A 12453-nucleotide genomic window follows, 5' to 3' on the forward strand; every position below is an offset into this window, starting at 1 on the left:
ACGTGGGGAAACCCCGGCTCAACTCGGCGGGGAGGGGGGTGCGGCAGGGATGAGGGGAGTGACGGGCGCCATCCGCGCGCAGGCGTCGACCAGGGAGCGTTCCACCTCGTCCAGGGGGCTGCCGGCCGCGGCGGCCTTGGTGACGGCGCGGGCGGCGGTCTGTGCGGTGAGGGCACGCGCCGGCACGTCCAGGGCGGGCCAGGGGTCGCCGTCCTGCGGGACGGCCGGGCCGCCCGCCGCACGGTAGGCGGCCAGGAAGCGGTCCCACGCGTCGGGCGGGAGCAGTCCGCAGGCGTACCAGGCCGCCGGCCGGGCCAGGTCCCAGGCGGGCACGCCCACGCCCAGGTCGTCGACGTCGATCAGCAGCCAGGGGCCGTCGGGGACGGGGTGGCGTATGAGCTGGCCGAGGTGGAGGTCGCCGTGGCAGAGGGTGGTCGTGTCCGGCATGGCCGCCTCGCCGCGTGCCCAGGCGGGGAGGGCGCTCCAGGCCTGCAGGACGGGGGCGGTGGCGGGATGGTGCGGGGCGGTGGCGCGCAGCAGGGCGACGGCGCGGGCCGCCTTCTCGGGGCCGCGCATGACGGGCGGTCCGGCGACGGGGGACGGGGCCCGGTGGAGCCGGGCGAGGAGGGCGGCGGCGGCCTCCCAGGGCGCGGCGTCCGGGGCGTCGGGGTCGACGGGGGTGCCGTAGGGCCAGTGGGTGACGAGCCGTCCGTGCAGGTGGGTGGGGGTGGGGTGGAGCGGGGGGAGGAGGGTGCCGGGGAGACGGGCGGCGACGGTGACCCGGAGTGCCAGCTCGGCCGGGTCGGTGTCCGCGGCGTGGGCCTTGGCGACGGTGCCGGCGTGGCGGACGACGGTGGTGTCGGGGCGGTCGGCGAGGGTGGCCGCGCCGCAGGGGCAGGGGGTGGTGGGGGATGCGTGGGGGTGGGCGGCGGCTCTGACGTGGGCGGTCAGGGCGGGGAGGAGGGCGTCCGGGGTCACGGGGTGAGGGTACGGGGGTGCGGGGCGGGCGGGGGTGGGGTGGAGGCCGGTGCGATCGGGTGCCCGGCGCGGAGAGGGGGTGTAGGGGCCGGTCCGATCGGGTGCCCGGCGCGGGGAAGGGGTGTAGGGGCCGGTGCGATCGGGTGCCCGGCGCGGGGAAGGGGTGTAGGGGCCGGTGCGATCGGGTGCCCGGCGCGGGGAAGGGGTGTGCGGCTGGCGTTGCGGACTTCCCGGCGGGAGTGGGTCGCGTGGCCCGGCGCTGACCAGGTGCCCCTCCGGGGGAGGCACCTGGTCAGCGTCCACCCTCCCCGCGCTCGGCTTCACTCGCCCAGGGGGCCCCATGCGCGGGGACCTCCATCGCCCCTGGGGGTGTTTCCCAGACTGTTCAGGCACCGGGGGGTGCGACTGCCCGCAGCTGCGGTGGCGGCTGGGGCGGGAGGCGGGCGTGGGAAAAGCAATGCCGGCGCAGCTCCCCAGCTGCGCCGGCATTCTGCCGTCCGCCGCACCCCCGTCCCCACGGGGTTTCATGGGTGGATGTCCCTGCCCGGACCGCTCTTCCGGGCCTGGGGGTCGCCTCTCAGCGCCCCAGCATCACACCCACGGACGACGCCTGTGTGGCCACTGTCTCCCACCCGTCGAAGACGAGGAGGAGCAGGACCGCCAGGGGCAGGGCCATGAGGGTCGCCACCACCGGGTGACGACGTCCCTGACGGCGCTGTTCCCGCGTGCGGACCAGCGTCCGCGGTGCCGTCTGGGCCATGGTCCCTCTCCCGACCGTTCCGTTGTCTTTGGCAGCGGCGGGCGTCTGACCTCGGGGGACGAGTGCTGCACCCGCCGCTTGACCTCAAATCTAGGCGCCCGGGGTCCGCGGGACGTCATGCCCTCGTACCGATTGCCGGGCCTCCCGGAGGATGAGCCACGACCCGTGGTGTACTCCCCTGGGTGGAGACCCGGTCCCGCCTCTCGGGGTCTTCCCGGAGGGGACACGCGCCGCCCGGTGACTTCGATCACGTGCGCGACGCACGGGCCGCGCCCTCCGTCCCGGCCGGGGGCCCCGCCCCGCATGATCGCCCCTGTCTGGATCAACCTCCTCCCCCCGCCGGGTGGTTGGGATCATGGGCCGTGTGAGGCTCGGATGCCCCCGGGGGGTCTGACCGCCCTTCAACTCTCCCGCCCCGTACCGACAATCGCTCGGGAGGAGAGGGCGCGGCCTCTGCGCGCGGGCGGCCGGGGAAACGTAAGCTGTGGCACGTCACAGGGACCGGGCAGCGGGGATGAACATGGCGATGATGCGCCTGAGGCGCGAGGACCCGCGCGTCGTCGGCTCGTTCAGGCTTCACAGGCGGCTGGGCGCGGGCGGTATGGGCGTGGTCTACCTGGGCTCCGACAAGAAGGGGCAACGGGTCGCGCTGAAGGTCATCCGGCCGGATCTCGCGGAGGACCAGGAGTTCCGGTCCCGGTTCGCCCGCGAGGTCTCGGCGGCCCGGCGGATCCGCGGTGGGTGCACCGCGCGGCTGGTCGCCGCGGACCTGGACGCGGACCGGCCCTGGTTCGCGACGCAGTACGTCCCCGGGCCCTCCCTGCACGACAAGGTCGTCGACGAGGGCCCGCTCGGTGCGGCGGACGTCGCCGCCGTCGGGGCCGCCCTGTCCGAGGGCCTGGTCGCCGTGCACGAGGCGGGGGTCGTGCACCGGGACCTGAAGCCGTCCAACATCCTGCTGTCCCCGAAGGGGCCGCGGATCATCGACTTCGGCATCGCCTGGGCGACGGGCGCCTCGACGCTCACGCACGTCGGCACGGCGGTCGGCTCGCCCGGTTTCCTCGCGCCGGAGCAGGTGCGCGGGGCGGCCGTCACGCCGGCCACGGACGTGTTCTCGCTGGGTGCCACGCTGGCGTACGCCTCGATGGGCGACTCGCCCTTCGGGCACGGCAGCTCCGAGGTGATGCTGTACCGCGTGGTGCACGAGGAGGCCCAGCTGCGCGGGGTGCCGGACGCGCTCGCGCCGCTGGTGCGGGCGTGTCTGGCGAAGGACCCCGAGGAGCGACCCAGCACCCTCCAGCTGTCCCTGCGGCTCAAGGAGATCGCCGCCCGGGAGGCGCAGGGGTTCGCCGACGTACGGCCGCCCGCGCCGCGGTCCGCGGAGGCGGACCGGCCCACGGGTCGGCTCGCCGACACCTATCCGGAGCGTGAGCGCGTCCAGCGGCGCCCGCAGGGGCAGCCGGGCGGCCAGGGCACTCCCCCGCCCCGGGGCGCGTCGGGTTCGCGGAGCGGCACGCCCGCGCGGGGCGTCACACCGGCGCGCGGCCGGGGCCCCGCCCCGCGCGGCGGCGTGCCGTCGCGCGGGGGCTCCTCCCCACGGAGCGACGGCGCGTCCCGCGGCGACGTCTCGCGCGGGGGCCGTGCGGGGGCCCGGGCCGGGGGACGGCCCACGCCCGTCCCCCGCGACACCGGGCGCAACGGCACGCGCTCCGGCGGCGGCCGGCCCGGGTCGCGCGGCGGGTCCGGCCGTCCGGGGCAGCGGACCACGGGGACCCGGCTGCGTCCCGCCAATCCGCGCCTGCTGCGACAGCGGCTGTTCGTTTTCGTGGTGGTGACGCTGCTGGTCGCCCTCGGCATCGCCGCCGCACAGGGGTGCCAGGGACCGTCCCGGGGGCTCGGTGACGACCGGGGCGGGGTACGGGCCCAGCAGGAGCAGACCGACCTGCGTGCCGACGGGCCGGAACCTGGAACGTCCGGATTCTGACCTGTCCGTCCGGGTGGTCGCCGCCCGCGGCGGTGGGGTCAGGCGGCTCCCGGCCGGGTGACGTAGAAGACGACCGCCGAGGCGGCCGCCACGTTGAGGGAGTCGACGCCGGCGTCCATCGGGATGCGCACGTGCTCGTCGGCCGCGGCGAGCGCCCCGGGGGTGAGGCCGGTGCCCTCCGTGCCGAACAGCAGGGCGAGTTTCCCGTGGTTCTTCGCGGCGAGTTCGTCGAGGGTGACGGCCCGGTCGCTCAGGCAGAGCGCGGCGACCGTGAACCCCGCGGAGCGCAGCGTGCCGATGTCCGCCGGCCAGGACTCCAGGCGGGTCCACGGCACCTGGAAGACGGCGCCCATCGAGACCTTCACGGAGCGCCGGTACAGCGGGTCCGCGCAGCGCGGGGTGAGGAGGACCGCGTCGACGCCGAGGGCGGCGGCGTTGCGGAAGGCGGCGCCGACGTTGGCGTGGTCGACGATGTCCTCGAACACGGCGACCCGGCGGACCGTGCCGTCCCCTCGTCCGTGGGCCGGCGTGGCGCGCAGCAGGTCGGCCACGGCGGGCAGCGGTTCGCGGCGCATGGAGGCGAGGGCGCCGCGGTGCACGTGGTAGCCGGTGACCTGTTCGGCGACGGCGGGATCGACCACGTACACCGGGGCGGGGGTGGCCTCGATGACGTCGCGCATGACGTCGGCCCACTTGGCCGACAGCAGCATCGACCGCATCTCGTGGCCCGCCCGCAGGGCCCGTCGGATGACCTTCTCGCCCTCGGCGATGAACAGGCCCTCGGCGGGTTCGCGGCGGCGGCGCAGCTGGACGTCGGTCAGGTTCGTGTAGTCGTGCAGGCGGGGGTCGTCGGGGTCCCGGAGGACGATCGGTTCGGCCATGTCAGGCGGTTCCCTGCGGCCCCTGGTGGACGACGTCGCCGACGACGATGACCGCGGGCGGCTTGACCCCCTGGGCGACGACGGTGTCGGCGACCGTGGCGAGGGTGGCGTCGACCCTGCGCTGGGCGGCGGTCGTGCCCTCCTGGACGAGGGCGACCGGAGTCTTGGGGGACCTGCCGTGCGCGACGAGGGTCTCGGCGATCTTGCCGATCTTGTCGACGCCCATGAGGATCACGAGCGTACCGGTCAGCTTCGCCAGCGACGGCCAGTCGACCAGGGACCGCTCGTCGTCGGGGGCCACATGGCCGCTGACCACGGTGAACTCGTGGGCGACGCCCCGGTGGGTGACGGGGATGCCGGCCGCGCCGGGGACGGAGATGGAGCTGGAGATGCCGGGGACGACCGTGCACGGGATGCCCGCCTCGGCCAGTGCCTGGGCCTCCTCCATGCCCCGCCCGAAGACGAACGGGTCGCCGCCCTTGAGCCGTACGACCGACTTGCCCTGCCTGGCGTGCTCGATCAGCGCGTTGTTGATGGCCTCCTGCGCCATGAAGCGGCCGTAGGGGATCTTCGCCGCGTCGATCACCTCGACGTGCGGCGGCAGCTCGGCGAGCAGGTCGCGGGGGCCGAGCCGGTCGGCGATGACGACGTCGGCCTCGGCGAGCAGGCGGCGGCCGCGGACGGTGATCAGGTCCGGGTCGCCGGGGCCGCCGCCGACCAGGGCGACGCCGGGGGTGCGGGTGCGGTGGTGCGGGGCGACGAGGGTGCCATCGCGCAGGCCCTCGACGACCGCGTCGCGGATGGCGGCGGTGTGCCGGGGGTCGCGGCCCCGGGCGTCGGTGGTGAGCACGGCGACCGTCACGCCCTCGCTGGTCCCGGTGGCCGGGGTCCAGGCGGTGGCCGCGTCGGCGTCGTCGGAGCGGACGCACCACACGCGGTGGCGTTCGGCCTCGGCGGAGGCGGCGGTGTTGGCCGCGGTGTCGCCGGTGGCGATCAGGGCGTACCAGGCGTCCGCGAGGTCCCCTTCGGCGTACGGGCGCTTCTCCCAGGTGATCTCGCCGGCGTCGGCCATGGCCTCGACCGAGGGGGTCGCCTCCGGGGAGACGAGGCGGATGTCCGCGCCCGCGGCGATGAGGGCCGGAAGGCGGCGCTGGGCGACCTGTCCGCCGCCGAGCACGACCACACGTCGGCCGGTGAGGCGGAGGCCTACGGGGTAGGCGGGGTGTTCGGCCATGAGGGGACGGCTCCTCTTGCGGCGATGGCGCTGACGTGCGGATTTTATGGCGGGGTGGCCGGTGGGGCCCAGGTGGTCCGGTGGTTGGACGGCGTTGCCGGGTGCAGGCGGTCGTACCCACGCGCGGCGTGTCCGCAGGGGGCCCGGCACCCTGGTGCCGGGCCCCCTGCGGTGTGCGGCCGCTACTTCTCGGTGACGCCCGCCGAGTCGAACGTCGCCACCTCGTGCATCGCCCGCGCCGTGCTCTGCACCATCGGCAGGGCGAGCAGCGCGCCGGTGCCCTCGCCGAGGCGGAGGTCGAGGTCGACCAGGGGACGCAGGCCCAGCTTGTTGAGCGCGGCGACGTGGCCGGGCTCGGCGCTGCGGTGACCGGCGATGCAGGCCGCGAGGACCTCGGGGGCGATCGCGCGGGCGACGAGCGCGGCGGCGCCGGCGCTGACGCCGTCCAGGATCACCGGGGTGCGCAGGGAGGCGCCGCCGAGCAGCAGGCCGACCATGGCCGCGTGCTCGAAGCCGCCGACCGCCGCGAGCACGCCGATCGGGTCGGCCGGGTCCGGCCGGTGGAGTTCCAGCGCGCGGCGCACGACCTCCGTCTTGCGGGCCAGCGTCTCGTCGTTGATGCCGGTGCCGCGGCCGGTGACCTCGGCGGGGTCGGCGCCCGTGAAGACGGAGATCAGGGCGGCGGACGCGGTGGTGTTCGCGATGCCCATCTCGCCGGTGAGCAGCGCCTTGTTGCCGGCCGCCACCAGGTCGCGGGCGGTCTCGATGCCGACCTCGACGGCCTGCAGGGCCTCCTCGCGGGTCATCGCGGGACCGGTGGTCATGTCGGAGGTGCCCGCGCGGACCTTGCGGGGCAGCAGACCGGGGGTGGCGGGCAGGTCGGCGGCGACACCGACGTCCACGACGCAGACCTCTGCGCCGACCTGGGTGGCGAAGGCGTTGCAGACCGCTCCCCCGCCCAGGAAGTTGGCCACCATCTGAGCGGTGACCTCCTGCGGCCAGGGAGTGACGCCCTGGGCGTGCACTCCGTGGTCGCCGGCGAAGACCGCGACGGCCGCGGGCTCCGGAATGGGCGGCGGGCACTGGCGGGACAGCCCGGACAGCTGCGCGGAGATGATCTCCAGCATGCCGAGCGCGCCGGCCGGCTTGGTCATGCGCTTCTGCCGCTCCCAGGCCTCGCCGAGCGCCTTGGCGTCCAGCGGGCGGATCTGCGCGACGGTCTCGGCGAGCAGGTCGTGCGGGGCCTCGCCGGGCAGGGCGCGGCGTCCGTACGTCTCCTCGTGGACGACCCACGACAGCGGGCGGCGCTTGGACCAGCCGGCCTGCATCAGCTCGGGCTCGTCCGGGAACTCGTCGACGTACCCGACGCACAGGTAGGCGACGACCTCGAGGTGCTCGGGCAGGCCGAGGGCGCGGACCATCTCGCGCTCGTCGAAGAAGCTGACCCAGCCGACGCCGAGGCCCTCGGCGCGGGCGGCGAGCCAGAGGTTCTCGACGGCGAGCGCGGAGGAGTACGGCGCCATCTGCGGCTGGGTGTGCCGGCCCAGGGTGTGCCGGCCGCCACGGGTGGGGTCGGCGGTGACGACGATGTTGACCGGGGTGTCGAGGATGGCCTCGATCTTCAGTTCCTTGAACTGCTTGGCCCGGCCCTTGGGGAGGGACTTCGCGTACGCGTCGCGCTGACGCATCGCCAGTTCGTGCATCGCGCGCCGCGTGTCGGCGGAGCGGATGACGACGAAGTCCCAGGGCTGCGAATGCCCGACGGAGGGCGCGGTGTGGGCGGCCTCCAGGACACGGAGCAGCACCTCGTGCGGGATGGGGTCGCTGCGGAAGCCGTTGCGGATGTCCCGGCGTTCACGCATGACCTTCAGGACGGCCTCGCGCTCGGCGTCGTCGTAGGCGGGTGCCGCGGGGCCGGAGGGCTGTCGTACGTCTGCCTCTGCGGCCGTGCTCACGTGCGGGTCTTCCTGGTCTTCCTGTCCGGCGTCCCGGGTGTCCAGGTCGTCGGCGTTCTGTACGAGTCCGGCGTCGGCCTCGTACGGCGCGGGGACGTCGGCGACCGCGTGCCGGGCCGGCGCGTCCTGGGCCTCCGCGGGGAGGACGAGCGCCTCGGGCGGGGTCGGAGCGAGGTGCGGGATGGTGGGCACCTGGCCGCCGTCGACCGGCACGAACCGGCCCACCGGCTGTGCCGGGGACTCCGCCGGGCCTCCGGGCTGCTGCGCGGGCACGGTCGTGGTGTGCGCCGCGTGGGTCTGGGGCGCCGCGTCCGTGACCGGCAGGGACTGGGGGCCCTGGGCGGGGTGCGGGACGCCCGGGTGAGGCTGCGGGGCCTGGTCCTGCACGGGGTCCTGCACGGCGGCCGCCTCCTCGGCCGTGACCGCGGCGGGGGCGGCCGTCCGGTCCTCCGGTGCCTCCGGTGCCTCCGGTGCCTCCGGGAAGGGTCCGGGCACGGCGGCCTCGGGACCGTGCACGGCGGGCGCCTGGACGTCCTGGGACGCGGGCGCGCCGGCCGGCTGGGACTCCTGCTTCTCGGAAGCCGGGGCCGGCTCGGCTGCCGCGAGCGGCTCGGCCGGGGCTGCGGGCTCGGAAGGCGAGGCCGGCTCGGCCGCCGCTACCGGGTCTGTCGTCGGCGCAGGCTCGGCCGCCGCTACCGGGTCGACGGCCGGGGCCGGCTCCGCGGACCGGGTCCGGTCCACCGCCGGGACCGACTGGGGCGCGGGGTCTTCCGACGGCTCGGCGATCGGCTCGGCCTCTGCCGCCACGGGCGGCTCGGAGACTTCCGCGGCGGGCTCGGACACGGGCGCCTCGGGGGCGGGGTCGGGCTCGGACACGGGTGCCTCGGGGGCCGGTGCGCCATCGGCCGGCGGCAGTATGCCGGTGGCGGACTCCGACGCGCCCGGCTGCTCGGCGCCGGTCTCGGGCGCGGGCATCACGACGGCGGCCCGGTCGGCCCCCGGCCCCGGCACGGCCTCGGCCTCGGCCTCGGGAACCTCGGCGACCGGGGCGGACTCGGGCGCGACCGACTCGGGGACCGGCGCGGAGTCGGCCACTGCCGCAGGGGCCGAAGCGGACTCGGGCGCCTCGGCGACCGGCGTGGGCTCGGACTCGGGCGCCTCGGGCGTCGGCTCGAGCTCGGACGCCACCGCCTCAGGGGCCGGTACGCCCTCACCCGGCGGCAGTGTGCCGGACGCGGGCTCCGGCACGCCGGGCTGCTGCCCGGGACCGGCCTCCGGAGCGGGCGGAACGGCGGCGGCCTGGTCGGTCTCCGGCTCCGGCTCCGGCACGGTCACGGCCCCGGGTGCCTCGGCGACCGACACGGCCTCGGACGTGACCGCTTCGGGTGCCGGTACGTCAGCCGGCCCCTGCACGGCGCCGGGCTCCTGCGCGGGCGGCTGCTGTGCGGTGTCGGCTCCCTGCACGTCACCGGTCTCGGGCGCACCGTCCGTACCGAGCAGCGGCGCACCGCCGGTCTCGGCCGAGGACTCGTGTCCGCCGTCGGCGATGAGCGCGGCTCCCGTGACGTGGGCCGTTCCGTCGCCCGGCACGGCCTGCGCGTCCGGCACGGCCTGCGCGGCTCCGGGTTCGGCGGCGTCCACGACCGGGGCCCCGGCCTCCGCCGGTGCCGGGACGCCGCCGGTCGCCGCCACGGCCTCCGTCGCCACGCGGGAGACGAGGGCCTCGGCCGCGCCCAGCGGCTCGGGACGCTGGTCCGGGACTGGAACAACCGTTTCCGCAGGCGCCGCCCCGGTGCCCGACGGGGCCGCCTGCGCGCCCCAGGGCGCCGCCCCCTGAGGAGGCGCCGCGGCGGCCTGCGGGACGTCGAGGTACTCGGGGCCGGCGGTCGGCGGACCGGCGTGCCGCACCGGCATGTCGGCGGGGCCCCGGTCGGCGAGGGAGCGGACGGGGCTCGCGGAGGCGTCGGGGATCGGCGGACCGAGGTGCAGGGGCCGGCGCGGCGGGGCCGGCGCGGCCGTGCGCTCCGCGGCCGGTTCCGGCAGGCGGACGCCGCCGAGGTCGACCGAGCCGCTGTCGCGGCCGGACATCTCGTGCGGACCCGGCTGGTGCACGGTCTCGACGACCGGCTCCGGCGCGGGCGGCGCGACCTCGTTGCCCCAGGCGCTCTGGGCGCCCGGCAGCAGCAACAGGTCCTCGTCCTCGGCGGTGGTCTCGGAGAGGTAGGTGTACGCGCCGGATGCGGGGACGCCCGGCTGCTCCACCATGCCTGCGTTCTCCGGCAGCCCCTCGCCCGGGATCTGGCCGGTGTCGGTCATGCGTAACCCCTCGCCCATCGGTTAGTGCTTCTACGACCAGCTCACCCGGGACGGCGCACCGACCGCCCCGTAGTGAAGAACGAGCGTGCGTGCCCAGCGGCACGAACGACCCGCCGGAAAAGACGACAAAGCCATTCAGTGGCATTGTCGCGGTCGTTCCCCCGTCACGACAGCTTGATCCGCAACGGCCCGCTGTGGACTGCGCCACGTTGCGCGTCCTCCGGTTCCGCCGTACCACACACACCACCCGGAACTGGCGGGTTTTCAGGACATTGGGCGACGAAGCGTCCGGTGTCCGAGTGCGGTACAACAATCCGCCAGCCTACCCCGCGCGATACGACGATCCGATCACGGGGCGCGGTCGGGCAGTACCCCACTGAGCAGGAAAACGACGCTCCGCTCCGTCTCCGTCCAGGCGCGGGTGTCGAGCCCCACGGACTGGAGCAGGGCGCATTCGACGCGGTAGCCGTGCTCCGACAGGTCCCTGCCCACGAGTTCGGCCGCGTCGCGGGTCGCCGCGTGGGCGACGATGCGCTGCGGACGGCGGTCGGCGACCGCGGAGAGGACGGCCGCTCCCCCGCCGCCGACGCGGACGACGTCCGGTTCGGGGAGGTTCTCCAGGACGTGCGGGGCGGTGCCGTGCACGGTCTGGAGCTGGACGCCGAAGTGCCGTGCGGTGGCCTCGGTGCGGGCGCAGGCGTCCCGGTCGCGGTCGACGGCGATGACGGCGGCGCCGGCGCGCGCGGCCTCGGTGGCGAAGGCTCCGCTGCCGCAGCCGATGTCCCACACGAGGTCGCCGAGGCGTGGCCCGAGCCGGGCGAGCTGGGCCGTGCGCAGCAGTCCGGTCTCGCCCTCGCCGAGTTCGCCGCCGTACGCCTCGGCGGGCAGCGACCAGCCGCGCGGCCCGGCGGCGGGGTCCCGGCCGGCGATCCAGCCGCCCCCGTCGGCCGGGGCGCCCGGGCCGGTGGCACCGCCGACGACGATGACGACGTTCGGGTCGCGCCAGGTGTGGTCGGCGGCCTTGTCGGAGGTGACGACGGTGACCTGCTCGCGGGTGGTGCCGAGTTCCTCGCAGATGACGAAGGTGCGGTGGACGCCCTCCATCAGCAGGCCGAGTTCGGCGGGGCCGGCGCCCGGAGAGGTGAGGACCGCGACCTTGGTGTGCGCCCGGCATACGTTCACGGCGCGTCGCAGGGTACGGGGGTGGGCGACCACCACATGGGCGTCGTCCCAGGGCATGCCGGCGCGGGCGAAGGCGGCGGCCACGGAGGAGACGGCCGGGTCGACCTCGACCTCCAGGCCGAACTCGGGCGCGCGCAGGGTGCGGACGACGCCGAAGAAGCCGGGGTCGCCGTCGGCGAGGACGACCGCCGTGCCCCGGTGGGCGGCGATGCGGCGGGCGGCGAGGGCGACGCTGCCGAGCCGGATGCGTTCGGCGGCGGGCGGCACCTCGGGGAGCGCGAGGTGGTGGGCGGCGCCGGCCACCAGTGTGGCGGCACCCAGGGCCGCGCGTGCCGCGGCGGTCAGTGGCGAACCGTCCCAGCCGATCACCGTGACCCGGTCGGCCATCGTCGTCAGTCTCCAGGGTTCTTCGCAGGTCGTGTCGCGGATCCGCTCGTGGGCGGGCTCCGTGAGGGTACCCGGTGCCGCCTCGGGGCGCGGTGGTGACGCCGCCGTCCCCCGGATCAGTTCCAGTCGGTGAAGGTGGTGAAACCGTCGCTGTCGGCCAGGTGCCCCGCCGCACCCTCGATGTCCTCGGGCAGCAGGCTCCACACGATGAAGTCGGTGCGTACGTCGGTCCAGGTGCCGTCGTCCGCGCGGACGTGCGCTATGCAGGCGTTGCGCAGGACGCCCTCGCTGATGCAGCCGATCTTCTGGGCGACCTGCTGGGAGGCGGTGTTGTCGGCCGCGGTACGCAGTTCGATGCGCTCGAACTTCTGGTCGCCGAAGAGCCACTGGGCGGTGGCGAGCGCCGCCTCGGAGGCGTAGCCCTCGCCGCGGGCCCAGGGGGCGACGATGTAGGACAGCTCGGTGGACCGCACGTGCCAGTCGGTCTTGGTCAGCTGGACGATGCCGACCAGGCGCTGGGTGAGGAACTCGGTGACGGCGAGGTCGAGCCCGCGGCCGGTGGTGCGCTCGGCGGGGGCGTACTCGGTGATCCAGGTGTGGGCGCCCTGTTCGGTGAAGGGCTGCGGGACGTCGGTCCAGGCGCCGACCTGCTCGTCGTTCATCATCGCCGCGAGGGCGGGGACGTCGTCCTCGTCGAGGGGGCGCAGCACCAACCGCTCCGTGCTGATGGAGATGTTGGGGAAGGTGCTCGTCATGCGCCGCTCCGTAAACCTGTG

General features: G+C 75.8%; 8 protein-coding genes. 1 reads left to right on the top strand and 7 read right to left on the bottom strand.

Annotation, left to right across the window (positions count from 1 at the left end; translation table 11 throughout):
- Positions 1-18: 18 nt before the first annotated feature.
- Together ACIRFH_RS21860 and ACIRFH_RS21865 are read right to left on the bottom strand one after the other, a co-directional pair.
- Positions 19-978: a phosphotransferase family protein gene (locus ACIRFH_RS21860; RefSeq protein ID WP_403523200.1), complete on the bottom strand. Its 960-nt coding sequence runs from the start codon at positions 976-978 to the stop codon at positions 19-21.
- Positions 979-1555: 577 nt separating this feature from the next.
- Positions 1556-1738 (bottom strand): hypothetical protein, encoded by a 183-nt coding sequence (locus ACIRFH_RS21865; RefSeq protein WP_161165735.1) that lies wholly within the window; start codon positions 1736-1738, stop codon positions 1556-1558.
- A gap of 514 nt (positions 1739-2252) precedes the next feature.
- Between ACIRFH_RS21865 and ACIRFH_RS21870 the strand changes: the two genes are divergently transcribed.
- The gene (locus tag ACIRFH_RS21870) at positions 2253-3722 is read left to right on the top strand and encodes a serine/threonine-protein kinase (protein WP_403523442.1); all 1470 of its coding nucleotides are present in this window, start codon (positions 2253-2255) and stop codon (positions 3720-3722) included.
- Positions 3723-3760: 38 nt separating this feature from the next.
- Here ACIRFH_RS21870 and ACIRFH_RS21875 read toward each other — a convergent pair whose 3' ends face one another.
- From ACIRFH_RS21875 to ACIRFH_RS21895, 5 genes are all read right to left on the bottom strand, one after another.
- The gene (locus ACIRFH_RS21875) at positions 3761-4603 is read right to left on the bottom strand and encodes a TrmH family RNA methyltransferase (RefSeq protein ID WP_403523203.1); all 843 of its coding nucleotides are present in this window, start codon (positions 4601-4603) and stop codon (positions 3761-3763) included.
- 1 nt (position 4604) lies between these two features.
- Positions 4605-5837, bottom strand: coding sequence for a uroporphyrinogen-III C-methyltransferase (gene cobA, locus ACIRFH_RS21880; protein ID WP_403523206.1), 1233 nt, complete (start codon positions 5835-5837; stop codon positions 4605-4607).
- A gap of 182 nt (positions 5838-6019) precedes the next feature.
- Complete coding sequence (gene cobT / locus ACIRFH_RS21885; RefSeq protein WP_403523209.1) at positions 6020-10108, bottom strand: nicotinate-nucleotide--dimethylbenzimidazole phosphoribosyltransferase; 4089 nt, start codon at positions 10106-10108, stop codon at positions 6020-6022.
- 348 nt (positions 10109-10456) lie between these two features.
- Entirely contained in the window at positions 10457-11677 is a 1221-nt protein-coding gene (gene cbiE / locus ACIRFH_RS21890; RefSeq protein WP_403523211.1) for a precorrin-6y C5,15-methyltransferase (decarboxylating) subunit CbiE, read from the bottom strand.
- 116 nt (positions 11678-11793) lie between these two features.
- Complete coding sequence (locus ACIRFH_RS21895; protein WP_403523214.1) at positions 11794-12432, bottom strand: GNAT family N-acetyltransferase; 639 nt, start codon at positions 12430-12432, stop codon at positions 11794-11796.
- Positions 12433-12453: the final 21 nt, after the last annotated feature.

The organism is Streptomyces sp. NPDC093586, from assembly GCF_044764905.1.
Taxonomy (GTDB): domain Bacteria; phylum Actinomycetota; class Actinomycetes; order Streptomycetales; family Streptomycetaceae; genus Streptomyces.